The organism is Pontibacter litorisediminis (genome assembly GCF_029360645.1).
GTDB lineage: Bacteria > Bacteroidota > Bacteroidia > Cytophagales > Hymenobacteraceae > Pontibacter > Pontibacter litorisediminis.
In genome coordinates this window covers 1308983-1328310 of sequence record NZ_JARDUA010000001.1, presented here as the reverse complement: position 1 = coordinate 1328310, position 19328 = coordinate 1308983, and the positions used below count along the sequence as shown (strand labels likewise).

The window sequence follows — 19328 nt, the reverse complement described above, 5'->3', positions numbered from 1 at the left end:
GTTATTAAAACGAATTAATGAAAGATAAAAAACTGCAAGTTTTTGTTTCCTCTACTTATACAGATCTGAAAGAAGAAAGGCAGGCTGCTGTTGAAGCAATTTTATCCTCTGGTCATATACCTGCTGGTATGGAACTGTTTACAGCTGGCGATGAATCACAAATGACTGTAATTGAAAGGTGGATTGATGAGTCAGATGTATACCTTCTAATATTAGGAGGTAGATATGGAAGTGTGGAGAGAAAGACGGGGAAAAGCTATACCCATTTAGAATATGAATACGCGCTTAAAACAAAGAAGCCTTCTTTCTCTGTTGTTATCACCAATACAGCTTTAGATCAGAAAGTAGAAGTTTTGGGAAGAGGTGCCTTAGAGCAGGATTATCCAAAAGAACTTAAAGAATTTATTGAGGAGGTATTAGGAAGTAGTGTGGTTAAATTCTGGGATGATCCTAAAGACATTAAATTAGCTATACATGAGACACTTTCTGAATTTTTATATAGCAAAAATTTAGTTGGTTGGATAAGGGGTAGTGAATCAGTAAATACAGGTTTCTTAGCTGAGGAAATTGCAAGACTAACTAAAGAGAACTCTGATTTAAGAAATCAACTTAATACTTCTGGCAGTCAAAATACTCTCTACTGTGGTTTAACTTATCTTCAACTGGAAAAATTATTGCAGAAGGAATCTGTAAAAGTTAACGAGAGGTATCGAAATCTATTTGATCTCCTGTTAGAATATGGTTCAGAGTTTAGCGTTTGGGGAAAAGCCTCAGAAGTTGAAACTTCAATTCTTCATTTGTTGATACAGTTTAAGCTTGTAATGCAGGAAATAAGAGGCATGGTAGGGTACTACTATAAATTTACTGAAGATGGACATAATTTCTATTTGAAGGCACTCTACAATGTTTCTGAAATCAATCAGTAGTACTAATAGCATTTTTAAAAATCAAATCGGCCCAAGCAATCAGCTTGGGCCGATTTACTTCTACCCTGTACTATCCCCACTCTGCCCGAACCTTATCTTCTTCAGAAACTCGTGCAGGTAGAGGAGCTGCTCCTGGTCCTGCTCCCAGAGGGTGAAGTCGGGGGTGGCGTGGAGCTTGCAGGTGGCTTCCATGTGGTGGAGGAGCTGCTGTAGCTCGGAGACGTCCGGCACCTGAGTAACAAACTCAATGAGTGCGCCGAGGATTGCCTCCGTGATCTCGGGTTGGTTGCGGATGACCAGCTCTTGCTGGCCCTCCACAGTTCTGCTGGAGATGCTCATGGCTATTCAGCTTTATACTCTGCCAACTTGCCGAACACATCCTTTATCTCGAACAGGAAGCCGAGGGTGTTCTTGAGTTCCAGGCTGTCTGCTTCGTGGCTATCGAAGTTGAGGGAGACGAAGCGGATGGTAGCCTCTATCTTTTCCTCTACCTGAGCTGGGTTATCGCGGCGCTTCTCGTTGAGGTACTTGAGCAGCGGCTGTATGTTGATGTAGCGCTGGCTGAACGGGTTGAGCACCAGCTGCGGCGTGTTCTCTGATCTATTGCTTTGCATGGCGTACCTGGTTAGAAGTGGAAGATAGGTTTAACTTCTTGGCAGGCAGGTGCCATACCCCAACAGGGGCTAGTTTCTTTTTAGTAGCAATTTGCATAACTTGCAGTTCCTTTAGTTTAACAATTCATTTTGTTGAGCTAGCCCGGATGCGCCAACATCCGGGCTTTTTTTATTACTATATAAGTATTTATAACTGTTAGTTATAAATAGTTACAAATGTTTATTAATTATAACTAATAAGCAATAGTTATAGCATATATTTTTTATAACTATTAATTATTATCTTTGAGCATGAAGAAGTTGCAGATACAAATTTCAGACGAGAGTCATGCTGAACTACTTAAGATTCAGCTTGAAAGAAAAGTAAAGAAGGAGCCTAGAACTACACTAATAGAAATTGCCAGTGATGTTTTGGAAGAAGCATTGCTTAAAGGAAAAGCTGACCCAAAAGAACCCAGCAAGTAGAGCTGCGGCTTTTCCGGGAAAGTTTTGAGGAAAAAGAACTTAGTTATACTATGGACGAGAAGGTAAAAAGATTTTACAAAGTGATGTCAGATTTTAAAAAAGTAGGTCTGATCAAAACCTGTTTCCATCATAAGAAGGAGGAATGTAATGGAGCTATAAAGCAGGCACACAGCGTCCAAAGAAATGGAAGGCTTTCTATTATTGAAGGTGAAGTTAATGGTAATATGTGTGTTTACACCTTCACTAGTGGTATTCCAAATGAAAAGTCTCCAATTGCTGATTTAAAACCAATAGGAAAGAAAGAAGCATCTACTTTTTTTGGCTTCTGTGATTATCATGATAGCAAGCTTTTTAGTGATATTGAGAATAATCAATTTGACGGTAGCGATAAACATCTTTTTTTACATTCGTATCGATCATTTGCACATTCCTATCACAGAAAAAATGAAGAAGTTAAAGTTTATAATAACCCTGATTCAGAGTTTGTAAAGATATTGCCTCCTAAATTAGTAGAAACTATGAAGAAGGGAGGAGAGCAATCTTTAAACGAGTTGAATGAAAGGAAAAAGCAACTAGATATTTATCTTGAAAGTGAAGATTACTCAGTACTAAACTACCTGGTATATGAAAAGGAAGGACTTTACCCCTTTGCAGTTTCTTCACAAATGGGACCTAAGGTTTCATACAGGAATAAGCCCATGAATAACCATAATGATTATAATGTTCCTTTTTCTCAGTTGATGGTTACAATGTTACCTGATGTAAATAAAACATTTGTAGTACTTGCAGCATTCCCAGATGATGCTAAGGCAATAAATCTGCTTGATGAATTAGATCAACTTGAAGATCTTGAGCTGGAAAGAGCTATTACATCTCTGATAATAGCAAATTGTGAGAATACATTCTTTTCCCCTAGCTTTTGGAATTCTTTAAGTAAATCTGAAAAGGAACGACTCTTACTTGAAGTAGAGATGAATACTTCCAGTCCCATGCTTCATGATCATTTTTTTAAAAGCCACTTCAATTTTTTCGATTCTAAGTATAAGGTCTAAGTTTTCGTAACCATTTAAAGTGTCTTTGGATATTTGTAAGTGATAAGACGTTTTTGATTAAGTGTTCCAGATCTGTATAGCTCTTACTAAAGCCTTGATCTGCTTTCTAAGATCTAAAACATCTAAGCTGTTTTCATTAACATAGCCTTCTAATTTTCTTATATAGCCATTCTTGTCCCTCTCATACTTTATATTCGAGTTTACTTTTCTTAAGCTTTCCCCAAATTGTAAGTCTATATCATTGTTAAAAGTGCTTGTCTGTAACCAACTATTTACTGTATCATCATGTAAGTAGTTCTCAATTTCTCTACCTTTTGTGACCCAAAACTTACCTTGACCAATCTCTTCACAAATTCTAGTTTTAGTTCTATTTAATGATGCTTTAGAATTGAACCCGTCTCTATCAATTACTACGTATGCGTTTTTGTTGATCCTAAGTAGTGGTATTAGTTCTTTTGCTAATTCTTCTGCGTTATGATCAGAACTAAATGTTAGAGCTGACAAGAGCCTACCTCCATAGTACATGATCGAATAATGAATGCCTTCGATCAAGGTATCATCTACTAGAGATATCCATTTATTTATCAATGTTCTGTCACTTGGTCCTTCTACCCATATAATCCCATTTGAGTGTAGAAGGTCGCTAGCCTTGTAACCAAGATTTGCCAGTAATTCATAAGACTGAGCTGTTGTATTACAGTGATTAACGGATGATTTTATCCCATCATAAGAAACATGATATATAGAGACATCATCATTATGTTCTAAGAAAATATTAGAATGAGTTGTGATAAAATAGGTATTATCAGTAGTAAGTAGGAAGGATAAGAATTTGCGCTGCAGTTCTGGGTGTAAGTGAATTTCAGGTTCCTCTATACACACTACTGAATTTTCATGAATTACTAAGGTGCTGCAAAGAAGAACAAGTTGATGTATGCCTGTACCATAATGATCTAAAGGAAGTCTATTGTCATGCAGAGATATAATTATATCATCCTTTGTATAAGGAATTTCTATTACAAGTTCTTCATCATTAAGTAATTCACGAACAAACTGTTGAATTTTAAAGAACTTATTTCTATTACTCTCTTCTCCAACTCTAGGATTCTGCATCTCAAACATCTTAGATATAATGTTTGAGCCATCAATCGAAGAGTTTGAATCTCCGAACTTATGGCCTTCTTTTATGATTCTGAGATGAGGGATATATATGACTGATTTAAACTCATTTTTTATATCAGTTGTAATCTTATATGCCAAAGTGCCTTGGATGGTATTTATCAATGTAGGAGCATCAGCGCTTGAATACTTGTTCTGAAATGCGATCAGTTCAGAAGGAGTTAAACCGCTAAAAGTTTCTTGTATGTTAGTTATAGCTCCGTCCTTTATGTTGTAAACAAGTTTATGGTTACCCTCAACAAAGTCCTTTAGGTTACCTCTGTCGTAATTCTGATAGCGCTTTTCTTGATAGATTAGATCTTTGCCGACTTTCTCAATTACAATTGATGCAGACTTTCCATTTCTCCTGTGCTGATTGTTAATATCATCAGGAAATTTATTGAGAGTACTAAGATTCTCATTGAGCGTCTTAATGAATCTTAAGAAATTAGATTTACCGCAATTATTCTTACCTATAATGACATTTACCTTCTTAAGACTAGTAAGAGTAACGCCATCAGCATCAAAACTCCTGTAGTTTTTGATTCCAAACTTCTTTAGGTTCATATATAACTTTCTTAATTATCCTATAATTTAGCTTAAATGCTGATAATCAAATAAAGCAATTTTGAGTTAAATTATAGAAACTTGAAAGCTAATACAAAAAGTATAATTATCAGTAAAATGACAGGTGCTATAAACCAATAGCTCTGGCTTTTCTGTTCCACGTTTCCAACATCCTTTATCTCCGCATTTCCCATATCCTGCTGCTGGCCGGCCTTCTTGCCGATGGCCACATTACCGACATCCTTCTGCTTCAGCTCGGTGTTGCCCACGTTTTTATACTTGGTTTTGCCCTGCCGCTGGCGGGGCTGGCTGAGCAGCACCTGAGTAGGGGAGAGTCGGCGAACCGAAACTCTCTCCCCAAGTACAAGTGTGGTATCGTAGGGCATGGCCGAGAGGCTGTCGAGGGGCAGCAGCTTTGCCTCCTGCCTCGGCTTAAACACGTTGCAGCCCGCCAATAGCGCTAGGCTAAGGAGTAACCCAATCAGATACCGCATAGATTTGTCTTATTAAGCGTCTTTTCCTGTACACGCCGTCGCCCTCGCGGCTGCCGGCCTCGTTGGTGTTGCCCTCCACGGTGATGGCGTAGCCACTGGCCGCATCCCAATTGTCGATAAACCCCACGTGCCCGATGCGCCTAAGGCTAGCATAGTATAGCCCGAAGAGGTCGGCGCGTTGCGGGGTGTGTTTCGGGGGCTGGTCGCGCCGCCAGACGGTATGGCTCCTGGGGAACCAGGCCATGGCCATGGCAGCAGCTGTCGGTGCTGGCTGCCCGCACTGTTGCATTACCCAGTTGGCGAAGGCGCCGCACCAGGCGTAGCCCTCGCCCAGGTTCACTGAGGCCAAGTACAGCTTTACCTCCGGTCCACGGTTGTTGCCGCCGCGCTCGTTCACGCCCAGCTGGCTGTTGTACACTTGGGCGACTTGCTCCCTTAGATCAGGCTGACCAGCAGCGCCCCTGCTACAAAGAGCAAGGCATAAAGCGATAGAAAGAAGTAGAGTCTTTGGCATGGCGTTATCTTGAAAAAGTCGAGGGGTAAAACATCTTTGTAGTAGGCATACACCTTCGGGAAGTTGAACTTGATGCCCAGGAACACGGCGGCGTTGAGCATGAGCATGGCGATGCCGCCCAGGGCCAGCTTCTGCAGGATGCCCAAGTCGAACACGGCTGAGGTGGGGTCGAGCCAGCGCAGTAGCGGGGCTGACAGAATGAACAGGATAATGGCCAGCGGCAGCCCCAGGATGTCTGGCCAGCGCCCGATCAGGCGCAAGAGGTACTTAATTACTCTCATGTACTTTGGATTTAGGTTTAAGAAATTCTAGCGTGGTGAGGATCTTCTCGAGCAGCAGGCGTTGATCACCAACTTTCTGGTCCAGGCTCCTCATTTCCTGGTACAGCTGGTTCTGGCGGCCCTCCATGTCCTCCTCCAGTTCGTCGATGCGCTGCATAGCCCGGTCGTAGCGGGTGCCGAGCGTCTTAATACTCTCGTCGTGGGCCTTCTGTTTGTAGATGAGCCGGATGGCGCCGCCGGTGAGGGCAAGCAGCAGTGGAAACGTGAAAACGATCACGCCCCAGATGGGGATGGTGTACTCGATGGTCATGTGGTGCAGCGTTTAGATGAATGCGAAAAGGTTTGTGTCGGGCCTGTTGCGGTACACCACCGGCTCAGCCTCTGTGGTGGGTGGCGCGTACAACTCGCTGTTGAAGTAGGCGCTATACTTGTCGGCGGAGGCGTGCTGGTTGAGGTAGTCGCGCAGCTTACCCAGGAAAGTGGTGCCGTCGGTATAGGCCTGCTCTATCTTGCGGAGCAGCAGTGCGTCGTTGTCGGTGGCGGCTCCCTGGCTGCTGTCGTCGAGCAGCTCCTCCAGGTTCAGGGTGATGGTGTCACCGGAGAAGCGGAAGCTGCGCTCGGGCAGTGCCTTGGCCACCGTGAAGTGTGCCACCGCCGGCCGGATGAAGCGGCGCAGCAGCACCTGGTTCTCCTCGCTTACCTCGCCTCTCAGGATCTGCTCTTTCAGTTCCTCAAACAGTGCCGTGCCCAACACCGGCTCCAGCATGAAAGGCTCCACCTTCCGGATGATGCTCTGCAGGGACAGATAAGTGAGGCGGGAGTTGTTGATGTTGTACTCGCGGCTGAACTCTCGGGCTGAATTGATGAAGTTTTCGCGCGAGACAACTACGGCGGAAGAAGTGGCCCATTTTGCAAAATTCTCGTCGTTTTTGTGCTCCTCCAGAAACTCCAGCACCGACTCCAGCCCGTTATAGCCTTTGGTGATGAGATTCAGCTTAAGTTCGCGCACCTGGTAGCGGTAAGCCGAGGCCGAGGATTTGGTGATGCCGCCGTCTGAGATCTGCACCTGGTTCACGGCCATGTAGCTGACCATGGCCAGGTTGCCCAGTGCGTACTGCACCAGGCGCAGCAGCTCGGTTTGCTTTTCGTTCAGGGTGCCGTCGGTGTAGCCGTCGTGCAGTTCTAAGTATAATTCGGCACCGAGATGCTTTTTGATCACGTCACGCTCCACCAGCAGGATGTCCGGCATCACGTTCTCCAGCGAAAAGTTAGATTTGCCCACGCGCACACAGCGGCGGAAATCCTCATCAGTCTTTATCAGGGGCATTGGCTAGGGTGTTCGGTTGTGTAGAAGTGAGCATGGCCACCGGAAAGCGGCTCAGGTGCGACTGGCCTCTGCCATCGAACCAGAGGCACTCGGCCTGCAGCGGCCGGAGCAGGTCGGTGTTCTGAGCGTTTGCCACCCGCGCCACCGTCATGCGGCAGCCGGCGCTGGACTTGAGGCAAACTGAGTCGCCGATGTTGAGGGTGTGCTGCATGGTTTAGGAGCTTTCCTGTTGCACTTGCTTGCCTTTGTCCAGCGTCATGATGAGCGGGTTCTGGAAACGGAACTGCAGCCTCGGGTCCCAGCCGTTGTAGTCGCGGATGAGGTAGAGGGGCTCCAGCACCAGATCCTGCTCAAAGCGGGAAGTGGAGACAAAGTTGTTGAAAGCCACCCGCGCGTCTGATCCGGATCCGGCACCCATGCCTTTGCCGGGGCTCACGCCGCGCAATGTAGGGGCCACGCCCACCGCTGTGTAGATGTAGGAGGCCGACTCCTGAGAGTCCTCAATATAGATGCCGTCCTTCAGCTTGTCATCAATAGCCGTTACCTTGAAGGCCTGGATATCCTCGCCGGTCTGCGGGTTGCGCACGGTGGTGGCGATGATGGACTTGCCGGCTCCGTCAGTGCCGGTCATCACGGCATTGAAGGCATCCAGCTCATCGCTGATGATGCGTCGGCGTTCCTCCGGCTTCTTGGCATCCCAGTCGCCGTACTTCCAGGTCCAGTAGGCATGGTGCACCTCGATCAGGTATTTCACCGACAGCTGGTTTCTAAACAGCTTTTTCTTGAACTCCGGAATGGCCCTGGCTACATCGAGCCAGCCAGTTTTGCGCACGGCATTCCAGCTAGCCAGCTGGTACTCGGCCTTGCCCGGCGAGGGCACGTTGATGGGGTAGATGTACTTGAAGGCATCGGTGCGGCCCTTCAGGCTCTCCACCGGATCGAAGTACGGGTCAATCACCGGAACGCGGGTGGTGTAGGCATCAGAGGTGCTGCCGCCGTTGTCCCAGTTGGCGTTGATGTAGCAGTAGTTGATAACCCCGTCCGTCTTGGGCTTGGAGAAGCGGCAGAATACGGCATCCTGCGCCGTGAGCATCACCACCTTCTGGCGGTTCTTGCTCAGTATAAGCTCCGGAAAAGCATTGGCGAAAAAGGAGATGTCGGTGAGCGCCTCCAAGGCATAGCGGTTCACGTTGGAGCGGCGGAAGAAAGCCTCCACCTCCAGATCCTGTTTCCGGATGAAGACCTCGTTGCCCTGCTCGTCCAGCTCCACGTAGCCGTAGATCACGCCGGAACCGTACCAGGCGCGGGCTTTCCAGCTCAGGGTGTCGGAGAGCACCTCGCTTCGCTCCACGTCCTTCATTACGTTTTGCGGGAACAGGTTATCTTCCCCCCACAGCGCCACTTCTTCGCCCATGGCTTTTACCACGGGCGTGGTGGCCACAGCTCCTGGTGCCTCAGCTCCTTTACCTATACCAACTGTGCTGGCTGCGGTCCGTGGCAGGTTGAGTTTTACAATAGCGCCGGCACCGCTGCTCATATAGCCGAAGGTGCCCTCCTCGTTTACGACTGCTCTCATCAGATAATCACTTCCATTCCATTGACTTCCTTGATGAGCCAGATGCTGCACTTGCGGATCTGCCCGCTGGGCTTGCTGTGCCCCTCCGGCACGACCTTCAGGTTGCGGGTGTAGTTCTCGAAGTGGTGCGGATTTCTGGAGGCCGTGGGGGGAGGGGAGGTGCTGGCTTTAGCGGGAGTTGCTTTTCTTTTCTTTGGTTGATCGCCGGTGACAAAGCAGCGGTCTATACTTACCCAATAGCCGCCGGTCTGCTTCTTTTTGTTGCACGCCACATAGCGGATAGAGAAAGGCTCGGTGGCGTTTTCCATCAGCTCCAGCGCTTCTTTTAACCTGATAATCTGCTTGCTCATCAGCAGCGAATTTCAGGAAGGAATCGGTGGGATGAAAAGACAGGAAATATTTATAACTGTATTATATTTATATCGTATTATCTTTTAATGATGTATTGTTGTATGCATTAATATAATTTAAAGGTAATTTTTAATGTCATATTCTGTCACTAACATAGGTTCGTCTTTATATAAGATAAGTAATAAACACAAAAGTGTTTACTATGATAATAACACATTGTCTTTATTTAAAAATGAAAAAAAATGGGAAGGTGTAACAAATCAACTCCCTTCTATTTTAGGAAATCTATCTGATTCTCCTTTCCCTGATAACTCAAAAAGAAAACGACTAGGACGCTTAACAATAAATGTAATTGATACTTGTAATCTTAAATGCAAGTATTGCTATGCAGAATATGGTAAGTATGGCAATAGTATGGGAAGGTTGGAAAGGGAGAGTTATATGGATATGATCTTAGAGTTGTCAAAATACTATTATTCTATCGATAGAATTCAGTTTTTTGGTGGTGAGCCACTATTAGCCTTAGATAAAATTAAACTGACTTGTCAGTTGTTTGTAGAAATGTATACTAGCGGTATGATTATGAAGCTCCCGGAATTTTCAGTAGTTACAAATGGAACTCTTCTTATGAAACCGGAAGTTCAAGACATCATTCGTGAATTCAAAATACATATAACTGTTAGTTGTGATGGACCTAAAGAGATAACAGATTATTTACGCCCCAAGCATAATAAAAGTAGTAAATCCACTACATATCAAGAGCTAAAGAATGGAATAGCGGTTACAAAAGCCAACGGTTTTTCAGTTTCTATTGAAGCTACTTATACAATAGTTCATCAAGGTCAAGGAATCACGCCCCTTGATGTTATCAACTCTATTTACTCAGAATTCAATATCTATACTGTACACTTAGCACCTGCGTCCTTTTCACTTTGGGGTGACTATAGACCTAACGTTGAGTTAGCTTCCAAAGATTTCTTTGAGGCATCATTAATTTCTTCAGGAAGGGTTATAAGAAATGAAGGAGGTGTGTTAGAATCTACTTTAGATATAATCCAGAAAATTTCTACTAAAAAAGGTTCTTCGGGCTATTGCCCTGCCTATACCTCCCAACTTTCAATTGATAGTAAAGGAAATGCATATCCATGTTTCATGAGCATGAGTAATAAAGACAAAATGTTGGGAAACCTTTTAGGAAGTGATTGGCCGAATAATAGTGCAAATAAAATATTTTACGATTACAAATCACAGATGACTAATGGTGACTTTGGAACTAAAGGTAAAGTTTGGTTTGACAGCCTAATAAGTGGATGTGCAGCAGCAGATAATTTAGCAATGGGTGAATATGGTAAAGATGCAGACTATCAAATACATGAAGCAGTTGTGGCAGGAGCATTATTAGGGTTAGTAGAATTAAATTAATGTTATACTTTAAAATTATCGTTATGCCAGACTTTGAAAAAATAGACCGAGTTGCAGAAGCAATAACAAAGGAAATTCCTGTTAATCACCTTGAGGCTTTTCTTGTGAAGTTTAATGAACAAGCAGCTAGCGGCAATTGTGGTGCTGGTTGTGGTAAGGGGTGTTGCGGTGCTTCATGTAGTGCAAGTCCAGAGGATTTAGGAGTGATAGATGCTTATGGTTATCTTGATATTAAGAGTGAAGAATTGAATCAAATAGGTTCAGTACAGTTTAATGAACTGAGATCAGCAATTAAGGATCGGCTAAATAACATTTCAAGCAGTCTATAGAATTTTATCTGCGCCCACTTTTTCAAACATTGTTTAGATTTAAGAAAGCTGCTTCAGGATAACCTCTAGAAGTAGATATACCTTTTAATCTCAAAGCTAATCCTTAAAATTTCTGTTTTCAGCTAGTATAGCGTTTTTTTATGTCCTTGTTTATACTTTAAAATCTCAAAATCTAACTGCTCACCCCGACGGCGCACTGTTGAGTTTTGGCAATTGCCACGAGCGTCCTCGGCGATATATGAATGGAAATGAAAAAGCCGCAGCTGGTAGGGCTGCGGCTTTCGTTTGCGGCGTAGGCTGGCTCAGGCAGACATCAGCATGAAGTCTGAGAAGTCCGGCTGGATGTGGAGGATGTGCTTGTCGATAGAAAGGAAGTGCAGGTCCACGGTGTCGGTGAAGTGTGTTGCTTCCTGCCCTGGTACCGTGAGCTTCTTCTCACTGCTCTTGTCCTTCATGATCTGACCATCGCGGCCCTGCTTCACAGGCGCCAGACTCATGGCCGTTAGGATATCTTTGCAGTTATCTTTGTTGAACCTAATCGCCGGCAGCCTCGAGTCTTTCTCACCAAGGAACTCGTGGGCCAGGTGGTATCTGGTCTGGTGCGGTGGTACCCGCCCCATGTTCACGATCTTCACGCTCCACCCGGCCTTGCGCAGGCGCTCAGCGAACTGCTCGTTATAAGTCATGTCAGAGTCTGGCCTACGGGCGTTACCCCACTCGGAGTCTTGAATAAAGAAGAACTCCTTCTTCAGGTGCGGCTCATAGTATTCGATGAACTGGTCGGCCAAATCATTGATCAGCTTGGGGTGCTTCACATATAACCCTTTCAGGAAGCGGTACTCACCGGGTAGGTGCTGTGCCGTGGAGAGCACCGATATCTTGCTGCCCCAGTCCACCGCTCCGCGTATGGGTTCGGTGGCTACACAGTCGCTATCCATCAGGCAGTTTTTCTGCTGCAGCTTCCGCAGGTTAAAGTCCAGACCAATCAAATAGTCGTTGTTGTTGCGGTCCAGGGCGTGGCGCTTCATATCCAGCATCGGATAAAAGCCTTCCTCAACGGTGCCAGGCCTGCGGTTGAGTACTTCTGTCAGAAACACAAAATCCGTCAGCTCCAGGCGCTGTTGCTCCAGGTACTTCAGACCAAGGTTCACAATGTTATCAAAGGCATTGGCTTCTGAATAAAGAAGTCCTTTCTCGTCCGGAGTAAAGCGAATTAGCTTGCTGATCTCCTGCATGTCTGCCCAGGCACGCTTTCTGAAGTCGCGGTCGCGGCTGTCGATAAACTTGAGCTGCAGGTCCGTGATTTCCTTCTGCAGGGAGAGCAGGTCATACTTATCCAAGATATAATCGCCGGCCTCAATCAGCCAGCGGCCCTGGTCGCCATAAGGCATGGAGCTAAAGTGAAAAACCCCGTGGTGCAGGGGATTTTTCCCGAAGTAACGGCGGTTGCCTCGGTTACCGGCAGAAACCTCCTTATCAAAGCGCTCTTTGTTTAGCAGCAGGCTCTCGTCGCAGATGATGCCGTCCAGGTTGTTACCACGAGCAGAGGAGCCGTTGGCATCCTGCGTCACCAGCTGAATGCAGGCACCGGTGTAGAAGTAGATGGCGTATTGGTCATCTAGCGGCGGCTCGTAGGGGAGAGGCCATCTATACTTAGCTGGTGGCTTTCTGCCCACAAAGTAGTGCTTGTCTTTGATGTAGCCAATCCGCTCAAGCGAGGCGATAGTAGACGGTAATGTTACCGCCAGGATCTGCTTGTAAGTACTGCCCACCAATACCCACTTACTCCGGGGCATGGTCTGTACGATCAGGTGGATCAACCAGGCTATCAAAGAGGATTTACCAGTGGCACGGCCCCAGAGCGAAATGGCCGAGGCGATTTTGGAAACAATGAAGCGCAGCTGAGGCCGGTTAAACTTCAGCTGCTTGAAACTTGGCTTTTTACTCTTCATCGCCTTCTTCCTCCGGCTCATCGATCACATTGTCCAGGATGTTATCGATTGATTCATCCCCAAGCCCCATGGACTCCACGGCATCTACCACCTCCACGTACTCGTGCTCCGGAAGGGAGGCAATTTTGGCGGTGTCGAGCGTGAGCGGTGCTTTCCCTTCTCCAGCTGATATTTGGATGAGGTAGGTATGCGCCTGCAGCAGCTCTGCGTCGAAAGCGGAAGTGTCATCGGCATGCAAACCCTTGAGCATGGCCATGTTCTTGATGGCTGTGTTCATCTGCTTCAGGTCCGGTGGCTTCTGGGTGGCCGCCAGCTGGAAGACCTTCATGGAGTACTCATAGAGGATGTGGCGCAGGCCCTGTTTGTTGGTCTGCGTCACGTCCCCGAAGAGCTTAGTGGCATTGTTGAGCATGCGGTACGCCGTGGCCCTGCTGATCTCGAACCGGCTCATCAGCAAAGGGAGCGATTGCTCGAAGGAGTGGTAATTTACCAGCAGTGACCAGGCGGCCTCAATAATAGAGCGCTTCTTTTTGTCCGTCTCAGATAGGCTATCTTCAGCCTCCTCATCCAAGTAGGAGTCGTAGAGTCGGTCCAGGAGCGTATCCTTGCCCTTCTCCACTTTAGTCCTGGTTACAGATTTGATTAAGTTCTTGCTCATGCAGCAGGGTGCCGTTGCGTTTAACTGAGAAAGGAAGGTTGTTGTCGCGCATGTACTGGATGAAGCGGCGCACCTCCACGTCCACATACTTTGGGTCTAACTCGGTGCCACGGCATTGGCGCTGCAGCTGCTCACAGGCGATGAGCTGAGAGCCAGAGCCCAGGAAACCGTCGAACACAATGTCGCGGCGCTGGGTGCTCATCTCCAGTAGGTAGCACAGAATCTCCACCGGCTTCATGGTTGGGTGGTCGGCGTTGCGGCTGGGCCTGTTGAACTCCAGCACTGTGCTCTGCTTGCGGTCGCCGTACCACTTGTGTGCGGCGCCTTCTTTCCAGCCGTAGAGAATAGGCTCATGCTGCCAATGGTAATCCTGGCGGCCCATCACAATGGATTGCTTCACCCACACCAGGCACTGTGAGAGTTTTATCCCTGCATCTTTGAGTGCTTGGCGGAAGTTGGCTCCTTCCGAGTCGGCATGGAACACATAGATAGGAGAGCCGGCCTCCATGTAGGCGTAGCAGTTGGTGTAGAAGTCGTAAAGGAACTGGTAGAAATCAGCATCGGGCATGCTGTCGTTCTCAATCTTGAGTTTGTCTTTGGTGCCGCCCTCGTAGTTCACGTTGTAAGGCGGGTCAGTGATCACGGCAGCGGCCAGCTCTCCCTGCAGTGCCTTAGCCACCACTTCTGAGTCGAGCGAGGATCCGCAGACGATCACGTGCTTCAGGCGCTTAGACGGACTCTCCAACTCGTACACATCGCCCAGCACGGAGATCGGCTCCTTCGGCGGCTCGGGGTTAAACTCATTCTCTTCCTCCGGGTGCAGCTCCTTTAGAAGTGCATCCGGCACTTTCAGCTCCTCAATGTTGAGTCCCAGAGAGCCAAGGTCAATATCACTGAAAACTGTCTCCAGAATATCGACATCCCACATGCCGACAGAGATGTTGGAAGTCACGTTATACTCCTTCAGCTCCATCTCTGTGAGCATGCGGTTGGGGTAACGCACATCGATGATCTCCTCTCCACGGCCCAGCAGTACCATAATCTTGAGGCGCTGATGGCCGGCGATGAGCGTATTGTCCTGGTTGATTACTGGTATCTCCACCAGGTTAAACTTCTCCAGGCTGGCCTGAAGCTTCAGCTTTTTCTCTTCAGTAAGGATGCGGGGGTTGTGCTCGTAGGGCACCAGGTCGCTGACCTTGCGCTGCACCGTGATCCACTCCAGGTGCACGTTTTCAGTTGTCATAAAGTATTAATAAGGGTAGTAAGTCGTTGGATTTCCTGCTCGATAGTGGCCAGCTCTTTGGTTTTATCTGGCTTCTTTTTGAGTTTGGAGCGGGTAGACCGGAGGTTGTTGCGGTGCTGTATCAGAGCTGATTTATCGCTTTCGTCGAGTGGAGATGCAGCCTGTGCCTCCTCCGGAAGTGAGCCGTGTTGCAAGAAATGCTGGCGAATGTGGTTCAGCTTTTTGATCTGTGGTACTAGGTCCAGAATGCGTAGGGCCAGCTCCAGGCGCTCGGTATCTGTCTTTACCGTGTTGAGCCTGGCGTGGGCCAGTGTCCTTTCATCCAGCAGCGCCTCACGCTGTTTCATCAGCTGCAGGAAGTGCGGGTGATCATGATGCTTTGCAGTAGGCTTTGCTTTTGTGTGTGGAGCCGGGGTTGCTTCTGGCTCCGGAGCAGCGCTTTGTAAAAGCTCTTCTAAAGAGTTGAGTAGTTTCTCCTGGTTAAAGCTGGAGTAGCCGCTGGCAAACATGCGCTTCCGCACCTCACTGCTGCCGTACTTGGCATAAAGGGCAACGCCGGTGGCGTAGTCTTTTCCGGAGGCAAGCCATAGTCTGATTTCCTGCATGCTCCAAAAGTATGAGCACAGCTGCAGGCCTGAAAAGACACAAAAAAGCCCCGGCCAAGGGTCGGGGCATTAGTTATACAACAGAATTGTTTACTCTTTTTTAGTTCTGGGCTTCCTGGGCTTGAGCACCAGGTAGGGAAAGTCTCCAGCCTCCACATACCTGTTTGCCTGCTCCAGCGAGAGCTGACACAGGTCAATCGAGCCATACCTGTGGCTGATGATCCTGGTGTGGTGCGTACCCAGTTTATACTTGCGGCCCACTGTCGGCTGGAGTTTCCTTTGCCCCATTTACTTAAACAGCTGCAGCGTCTCGCTTCAGGGTGATATCACCCTCATAGATCAGGGGGGACTGCTGGTAGCCTGTTACCTTAAACAGGTAACCACGACGACCGCCGCTCAATTTACCCAAGGTAAAATCACCGACGATGGTTACCGCCAAGCCTCTGGCACCCCACTGGTGCTTAATGCCATCTGGGGTTTTGGTGATGAGGATCCACTTGATGTTTTTGGCCCAGCGGGCAAACTCAATGGCCTCCTTTTTAGTGCCAGGGTAGAAGAACTCACCCTCAACCTTACCACCGAACCCATCCGGCTCACCCACCGTCGTGATCTTGAAATCAGCGGAGTCATCGGTGGCATAGCCCTCAATAAAGCCTTTACCTGCTTTGAAGGTGTGCGTGCCGTCGATGGTCACGCTATCCCCAGGAAGCCCGGTGGTTTTTACGCCTTTCAGTCCGTCCGGATCAGCGAAATCACGCTCCGGCGCCAGGTATACATCGGTGGTGATACCACCCGGGTTGTCCTCGCCATCCGGCCCTAACATGTCTACAAAATCCATACTTGCTCCTCCTTATTTAGATTCAACAAGTTTTACCAGCCCGGACTTTTTCTCCACCAGCAGGTCGACAAGCTTCGGGTCTTTGAGCAGGTCGGTTGCCTTTACCTCCTTGTCAGCATCCTGTGGGTGCTGAAACTTGGCGGCAAGCACCTGGTACTTCTTCTTTTTGCTGTCCTGGACAACAGGCAGGGCCTTGCCTTTCTGTGCATCGGCCAGGGAAAGCGCCTCGGCTTGCTGGGTGTTCAGCTCCTCAAGCTCCTTTTTCTCTTCCTGCTCTTTTTTAAGTTGTGCCTCCAGCTCGGCGATGCGCTTCTGCTCCGGAGTTAGTTCTGTATTCTCGGCCATCGTTGTGGTCTCCTTTACTTAAAGTTGATAACTGATTAATGGATAGGATCCGGCTACACTGTAGCCAGATCCTGATCGTTGGTAAACACGGTCTCCGGGATGATGAAGCCAACGCCTCTTGACCAGTCGGAGAACAGCTTCACTTTTCTGTCCTCACTCTCGATCTGCACCTGGTTCATGTTCTGCGTGCGCTTGCCCAGGTGAATGGCATTGCCTTTCGGTGTCATCCAGATCTTGCTTTCGCCGGACATGGAAGGCAGGCCGATGATGGTCACGTTAGAGAAGTCCACGGAGCCGTTGGAGCCTTTGTAGTCAGTGTCCTTGCCATACAGGGCACGGTAGCCTCTGTGGAATCGCTTCTCCAGCGCCGGGCTCATACACAGCTGCATCGGCACGTGCTGGTAGTTTTGGTTGATGCGGTCGGTGAAAAACTCGATCTGGTCCACAAACACTTTGTTATCCGCGTCCGGAGCACCTGTTACGATCGGTGTGATACGGCCGGCCGTCACCTGATCATTGATCGCTTTTTTAAGACCATCCATGGAAGTGCCTGCTGCACCAGCCACGCCATCTTGCGGAGCCTGGTAGATGCCTTTGTATACTTCATACAGCTCATAGTCTTCCTTGGCCTGCGGTATCAGCATCACCTCCACATACCAGCGGATGAATGGCCACGACTTACGGTCGATGCCTTCGCCGGTCAGGAAGCCCAGCCATGTTGCCTCCAGGTCATCCGGGTACTCTTCCGAGTCCACCTTCATCTTGAATTGCTGGATGGCTACCGGTACCAGCTTCAGCGCATCAATCGGAGTCCACTTTTTCTGGAAAGGCTGCAGCACCCTGCCGATGGTTGCCTGTGAGGCACGCCATACTGTGTCATCGGTGATAATTGAAGTAAGCACCGAGTCCGTTTTGCTCGGCGCGTTGAGCATCTTGACGATGCGGGCCATGTTCTGCCCACTATTGATGTAGTAGGCACCGAACTCGGCAATGATATCCTGAATGTTCATCAGTTATGACAATTAATTAGTTAAACAGGGGGTTATTCTCCAGCGCCTTGTTGTGCGGCAGCTCGTCGATGGCTTTCTGGTTGGCGTCTGGCTCCGTTTCCTCCTGGTGATCAGTGCCGTCTTTCTTCACAGAAGTAGGTGTTGCTCCAGGCTGCTCTCCGAACTTCTCGGCCTGAGCCTTAAAGCTGTCACGCTCTTGAGTGAGAGTGGCATTGGCGGTAGTTAGTGTCTGGACCTGCGCCTTCAGATCCTTTTCAGAAGCCACGGCGGCTTCGTAGACATCGAACTGCGCCTCGGTGATGAGGGCAGCACCAGTGACGCCGTTTTCCTCCAACTCGTCGTTGGCGGCAGTAAGCATTTCAAAAGTTATCTCCTCTGCTTTTTTACCAGCAAGTGCCTGTATGGCCTTCGCCGTAAACTTGTTTTTTCCGAACATGGTATGGGTGTTTGAATTAGGTGTTTCAGTTCTCTGACTGGACAGCTCTAAGGCTCGGCTAATGGCGTAATCAAAGTCGCCCATCTCATCGGCCAGTCCATAGGTAATGGTGCTCTGGCCGAAGTATACTTTTCCGGTCAGCACATCCTCTTTCTTCAGGTCCAGCTTACCGCCACGATGCTCCTGCACAGATTCCAGGAAAGCCTCGTTCAACGGATCCAGCTGTTCTTTTTGCAGTGCTTTGTAGTCACCTTTCGTTGCCTTGGCATGAGCGTCATTTTTGTCAACTGACCTGGAGGCGCGAACCACGTGCTCTTTGATGCCATACTTCTCATAGTAGCCGCTGTAGTCCATGATAGTGGCCATGGTGCCGATGGACCCGATGGAGCCGGTTTTGCCGGAGACAACAATCAGATCAGCTCCACAACCGGCCCACATGCCGGCAGAGCACATCATATCCGCATGCGCCACGAGTGGCTTGGATGTGTTCTTGATGGCGTTGTGGAAGGCTTCAGTACCAGAAACGGTACCGCCTGGAGTGTTGAAGCGAACGACAATAGCACTGATGTTTTCGTGTGCATCGGCAGCCTTGATGCGCTGACTCAGTGTTCTGGTGCCGGGTGCGCCGCAGAAGTCATTTGTCATCATCGGACCGTCCACGGCAATCACAGCCACGGATCCTTCTGGAGCCTCATTATAGGAGCTGTAAGAAGTAAAAGCCGCTGACCCTGCCACAGCGCTGAGGGCGTAGGGGAGGGTAGCGGCTTTCTCCTTAGGTTCCTCCTTTGCAGAAGCCTCAAGGCTGGTACCTCTGTCCAGTATGGCTAGGATCTGGGGGAGGTAAGCTTCGGCAGCCGCCGGATCAATCATCCAGGGTTCACGCAGAATTGCAGAAAGGAGGTGGCTAAAAGGCATCAGAAATCAATTGTTCCGATGCAAAAGTGAGTTATAGCCTGTTTTGAAAAAAAGACAGAAAACCTAGAAAGCGCTTTCCTGACTTTGAGTTAAAAAGCTATCAATCGGCGTGGTATCCAAGTGCTGCAGCCGCTGTCTGGCCTCGTCTGCGCTGGCCTTTGTCACGTTTAGTGAAGTGTATACCACCCCGCCTGTGAACTCCGCCACATGGGTGATCTGCGTGCCATCGTCTAGAATCAGTAGTATCATC

Annotated in this window: 26 protein-coding genes; 5 read left to right on the top strand and 21 right to left on the bottom strand. The window is 48.2% G+C overall.

Translation table 11 applies throughout. From position 1 onward, the window contains the following. Window positions 1-17: 17 nt before the first annotated feature. Window positions 18-926 (top strand): DUF4062 domain-containing protein, encoded by a 909-nt coding sequence (locus tag PXG97_RS05600; RefSeq protein WP_276496733.1) that lies wholly within the window; start codon window positions 18-20, stop codon window positions 924-926. A gap of 60 nt (window positions 927-986) precedes the next feature. Here the strand turns inward: PXG97_RS05600 and PXG97_RS05595 are convergent, their stop codons facing one another. Next, a complete protein-coding gene (locus PXG97_RS05595; RefSeq protein WP_276496732.1) occupies window positions 987-1265 on the bottom strand; it encodes a hypothetical protein in 279 nt (92 codons plus the stop codon). 2 nt (window positions 1266-1267) lie between these two features. Continuing rightward, window positions 1268-1540, bottom strand: a complete 273-nt coding sequence (locus PXG97_RS05590; protein WP_276496731.1) for a hypothetical protein — start codon at window positions 1538-1540, stop codon at window positions 1268-1270. 291 nt (window positions 1541-1831) lie between these two features. Between PXG97_RS05590 and PXG97_RS05585 the strand changes: the two genes are divergently transcribed. Both PXG97_RS05585 and PXG97_RS05580 read left to right on the top strand, forming a co-directional pair. Continuing rightward, entirely contained in the window at window positions 1832-2005 is a 174-nt protein-coding gene (locus PXG97_RS05585; protein WP_276496730.1) for a hypothetical protein, read from the top strand. 50 nt (window positions 2006-2055) lie between these two features. Then, entirely contained in the window at window positions 2056-3057 is a 1002-nt protein-coding gene (locus tag PXG97_RS05580) for a hypothetical protein (protein ID WP_276496729.1), read from the top strand. A 57-nt stretch (window positions 3058-3114) separates the two neighbouring features. Here the strand turns inward: PXG97_RS05580 and PXG97_RS05575 are convergent, their stop codons facing one another. The 9 genes from PXG97_RS05575 to PXG97_RS05535 all read right to left on the bottom strand — a co-directional run bounded on the left by PXG97_RS05575 (window position 3115) and on the right by PXG97_RS05535 (window position 9324). After that, window positions 3115-4782 carry an ATP-dependent nuclease gene (locus PXG97_RS05575; protein ID WP_276496728.1) on the bottom strand — a complete coding sequence of 556 codons (1668 nt, stop codon included), beginning with the start codon at window positions 4780-4782 and terminating at the stop codon, window positions 3115-3117. Between the two features lie 71 nt (window positions 4783-4853). Further along, on the bottom strand, window positions 4854-5276 hold the full coding sequence (locus tag PXG97_RS05570) for a hypothetical protein (RefSeq protein ID WP_276496727.1): 423 nt from the start codon (window positions 5274-5276) through the stop codon (window positions 4854-4856). Then, entirely contained in the window at window positions 5248-5694 is a 447-nt protein-coding gene (locus PXG97_RS05565; RefSeq protein WP_276496726.1) for a CHAP domain-containing protein, read from the bottom strand. The genes PXG97_RS05570 and PXG97_RS05565 overlap by 29 nt, the downstream gene beginning before the upstream one ends. A gap of 17 nt (window positions 5695-5711) precedes the next feature. After that, entirely contained in the window at window positions 5712-6071 is a 360-nt protein-coding gene (locus tag PXG97_RS05560) for a hypothetical protein (protein WP_276496725.1), read from the bottom strand. Beyond that, complete coding sequence (locus PXG97_RS05555; RefSeq protein ID WP_276496724.1) at window positions 6058-6381, bottom strand: hypothetical protein; 324 nt, start codon at window positions 6379-6381, stop codon at window positions 6058-6060. The genes PXG97_RS05560 and PXG97_RS05555 overlap by 14 nt, the downstream gene beginning before the upstream one ends. Before the next feature lie 12 nt (window positions 6382-6393). Then, on the bottom strand, window positions 6394-7398 hold the full coding sequence (locus tag PXG97_RS05550) for a DUF6712 family protein (protein WP_276496723.1): 1005 nt from the start codon (window positions 7396-7398) through the stop codon (window positions 6394-6396). Next, on the bottom strand, window positions 7379-7609 hold the full coding sequence (locus PXG97_RS05545; protein WP_276496722.1) for a DUF2158 domain-containing protein: 231 nt from the start codon (window positions 7607-7609) through the stop codon (window positions 7379-7381). Before PXG97_RS05545 ends, PXG97_RS05550 begins: the two co-directional genes overlap by 20 nt. Window positions 7610-7612: 3 nt before the next feature. Further along, window positions 7613-8974 (bottom strand): HU family DNA-binding protein, encoded by a 1362-nt coding sequence (locus PXG97_RS05540; protein ID WP_276496721.1) that lies wholly within the window; start codon window positions 8972-8974, stop codon window positions 7613-7615. Then, window positions 8974-9324 carry a hypothetical protein gene (locus PXG97_RS05535; protein WP_276496720.1) on the bottom strand — a complete coding sequence of 117 codons (351 nt, stop codon included), beginning with the start codon at window positions 9322-9324 and terminating at the stop codon, window positions 8974-8976. The genes PXG97_RS05540 and PXG97_RS05535 overlap by 1 nt, the downstream gene beginning before the upstream one ends. A 133-nt stretch (window positions 9325-9457) precedes the next feature. On the opposite strand from PXG97_RS05535, the gene PXG97_RS05530 reads away from it, so the two are divergent. Together PXG97_RS05530 and PXG97_RS05525 are read left to right on the top strand one after the other, a co-directional pair. Further along, a complete protein-coding gene (locus PXG97_RS05530; RefSeq protein WP_276496719.1) occupies window positions 9458-10747 on the top strand; it encodes a radical SAM protein in 1290 nt (429 codons plus the stop codon). 23 nt (window positions 10748-10770) lie between these two features. Beyond that, the gene (locus PXG97_RS05525; RefSeq protein ID WP_276496718.1) at window positions 10771-11076 is read left to right on the top strand and encodes a hypothetical protein; all 306 of its coding nucleotides are present in this window, start codon (window positions 10771-10773) and stop codon (window positions 11074-11076) included. 302 nt (window positions 11077-11378) lie between these two features. Here the strand turns inward: PXG97_RS05525 and PXG97_RS05520 are convergent, their stop codons facing one another. The 10 genes from PXG97_RS05520 to PXG97_RS05475 form a co-directional block, all read right to left on the bottom strand. Then, window positions 11379-13028 (bottom strand): hypothetical protein, encoded by a 1650-nt coding sequence (locus PXG97_RS05520; protein ID WP_276496717.1) that lies wholly within the window; start codon window positions 13026-13028, stop codon window positions 11379-11381. Next, window positions 13018-13686 (bottom strand): hypothetical protein, encoded by a 669-nt coding sequence (locus PXG97_RS05515; protein WP_276496716.1) that lies wholly within the window; start codon window positions 13684-13686, stop codon window positions 13018-13020. The genes PXG97_RS05520 and PXG97_RS05515 overlap by 11 nt, the downstream gene beginning before the upstream one ends. Continuing rightward, window positions 13649-14929 (bottom strand): DNA modification methylase, encoded by a 1281-nt coding sequence (locus PXG97_RS05510; RefSeq protein ID WP_276496715.1) that lies wholly within the window; start codon window positions 14927-14929, stop codon window positions 13649-13651. The genes PXG97_RS05515 and PXG97_RS05510 overlap by 38 nt, the downstream gene beginning before the upstream one ends. Next, complete coding sequence (locus PXG97_RS05505) at window positions 14926-15534, bottom strand: hypothetical protein (RefSeq protein ID WP_276496714.1); 609 nt, start codon at window positions 15532-15534, stop codon at window positions 14926-14928. The genes PXG97_RS05510 and PXG97_RS05505 overlap by 4 nt, the downstream gene beginning before the upstream one ends. Window positions 15535-15624: 90 nt before the next feature. Next, window positions 15625-15822 carry a hypothetical protein gene (locus PXG97_RS05500; protein WP_276496713.1) on the bottom strand — a complete coding sequence of 66 codons (198 nt, stop codon included), beginning with the start codon at window positions 15820-15822 and terminating at the stop codon, window positions 15625-15627. 4 nt (window positions 15823-15826) lie between these two features. Further along, window positions 15827-16372, bottom strand: a complete 546-nt coding sequence (locus PXG97_RS05495) for a hypothetical protein (protein WP_276496712.1) — start codon at window positions 16370-16372, stop codon at window positions 15827-15829. A gap of 12 nt (window positions 16373-16384) precedes the next feature. Beyond that, complete coding sequence (locus PXG97_RS05490; RefSeq protein WP_276496711.1) at window positions 16385-16717, bottom strand: hypothetical protein; 333 nt, start codon at window positions 16715-16717, stop codon at window positions 16385-16387. Between the two features lie 53 nt (window positions 16718-16770). Then, a complete protein-coding gene (locus tag PXG97_RS05485; RefSeq protein WP_276496710.1) occupies window positions 16771-17727 on the bottom strand; it encodes a hypothetical protein in 957 nt (318 codons plus the stop codon). A 16-nt stretch (window positions 17728-17743) separates the two neighbouring features. Further along, window positions 17744-19033, bottom strand: coding sequence for a S49 family peptidase (locus tag PXG97_RS05480; protein ID WP_276496709.1), 1290 nt, complete (start codon window positions 19031-19033; stop codon window positions 17744-17746). Between the two features lie 108 nt (window positions 19034-19141). Then, window positions 19142-19327, bottom strand: coding sequence for a hypothetical protein (locus PXG97_RS05475; RefSeq protein WP_276496708.1), 186 nt, complete (start codon window positions 19325-19327; stop codon window positions 19142-19144). Window position 19328: the final 1 nt, after the last annotated feature.

Coding starts and splice junctions, on each gene's coding strand:
- PXG97_RS05530 (WP_276496719.1), top strand. CDS start 9,458: ATGTCATATTCTGTCACTAACATAGGTTCGTCTTTATATAAGATAAGT.
- PXG97_RS05505 (WP_276496714.1), bottom strand. CDS start 15,534: ATGCAGGAAATCAGACTATGGCTTGCCTCCGGAAAAGACTACGCCACC.
- PXG97_RS05510 (WP_276496715.1), bottom strand. CDS start 14,929: ATGACAACTGAAAACGTGCACCTGGAGTGGATCACGGTGCAGCGCAAG.
- PXG97_RS05560 (WP_276496725.1), bottom strand. CDS start 6,071: ATGAGAGTAATTAAGTACCTCTTGCGCCTGATCGGGCGCTGGCCAGAC.
- PXG97_RS05485 (WP_276496710.1), bottom strand. CDS start 17,727: ATGAACATTCAGGATATCATTGCCGAGTTCGGTGCCTACTACATCAAT.
- PXG97_RS05545 (WP_276496722.1), bottom strand. CDS start 7,609: ATGCAGCACACCCTCAACATCGGCGACTCAGTTTGCCTCAAGTCCAGC.
- PXG97_RS05535 (WP_276496720.1), bottom strand. CDS start 9,324: ATGAGCAAGCAGATTATCAGGTTAAAAGAAGCGCTGGAGCTGATGGAA.
- PXG97_RS05555 (WP_276496724.1), bottom strand. CDS start 6,381: ATGACCATCGAGTACACCATCCCCATCTGGGGCGTGATCGTTTTCACG.
- PXG97_RS05590 (WP_276496731.1), bottom strand. CDS start 1,540: ATGCAAAGCAATAGATCAGAGAACACGCCGCAGCTGGTGCTCAACCCG.
- PXG97_RS05520 (WP_276496717.1), bottom strand. CDS start 13,028: ATGAAGAGTAAAAAGCCAAGTTTCAAGCAGCTGAAGTTTAACCGGCCT.
- PXG97_RS05570 (WP_276496727.1), bottom strand. CDS start 5,276: ATGCGGTATCTGATTGGGTTACTCCTTAGCCTAGCGCTATTGGCGGGC.
- PXG97_RS05495 (WP_276496712.1), bottom strand. CDS start 16,372: ATGGATTTTGTAGACATGTTAGGGCCGGATGGCGAGGACAACCCGGGT.
- PXG97_RS05585 (WP_276496730.1), top strand. CDS start 1,832: ATGAAGAAGTTGCAGATACAAATTTCAGACGAGAGTCATGCTGAACTA.
- PXG97_RS05490 (WP_276496711.1), bottom strand. CDS start 16,717: ATGGCCGAGAATACAGAACTAACTCCGGAGCAGAAGCGCATCGCCGAG.
- PXG97_RS05575 (WP_276496728.1), bottom strand. CDS start 4,782: ATGAACCTAAAGAAGTTTGGAATCAAAAACTACAGGAGTTTTGATGCT.
- PXG97_RS05480 (WP_276496709.1), bottom strand. CDS start 19,033: ATGATTGATCCGGCGGCTGCCGAAGCTTACCTCCCCCAGATCCTAGCC.
- PXG97_RS05500 (WP_276496713.1), bottom strand. CDS start 15,822: ATGGGGCAAAGGAAACTCCAGCCGACAGTGGGCCGCAAGTATAAACTG.
- PXG97_RS05580 (WP_276496729.1), top strand. CDS start 2,056: ATGGACGAGAAGGTAAAAAGATTTTACAAAGTGATGTCAGATTTTAAA.
- PXG97_RS05515 (WP_276496716.1), bottom strand. CDS start 13,686: ATGAGCAAGAACTTAATCAAATCTGTAACCAGGACTAAAGTGGAGAAG.
- PXG97_RS05540 (WP_276496721.1), bottom strand. CDS start 8,974: ATGAGAGCAGTCGTAAACGAGGAGGGCACCTTCGGCTATATGAGCAGC.
- PXG97_RS05600 (WP_276496733.1), top strand. CDS start 18: ATGAAAGATAAAAAACTGCAAGTTTTTGTTTCCTCTACTTATACAGAT.
- PXG97_RS05475 (WP_276496708.1), bottom strand. CDS start 19,327: ATGATACTACTGATTCTAGACGATGGCACGCAGATCACCCATGTGGCG.
- PXG97_RS05595 (WP_276496732.1), bottom strand. CDS start 1,265: ATGAGCATCTCCAGCAGAACTGTGGAGGGCCAGCAAGAGCTGGTCATC.
- PXG97_RS05525 (WP_276496718.1), top strand. CDS start 10,771: ATGCCAGACTTTGAAAAAATAGACCGAGTTGCAGAAGCAATAACAAAG.
- PXG97_RS05550 (WP_276496723.1), bottom strand. CDS start 7,398: ATGCCCCTGATAAAGACTGATGAGGATTTCCGCCGCTGTGTGCGCGTG.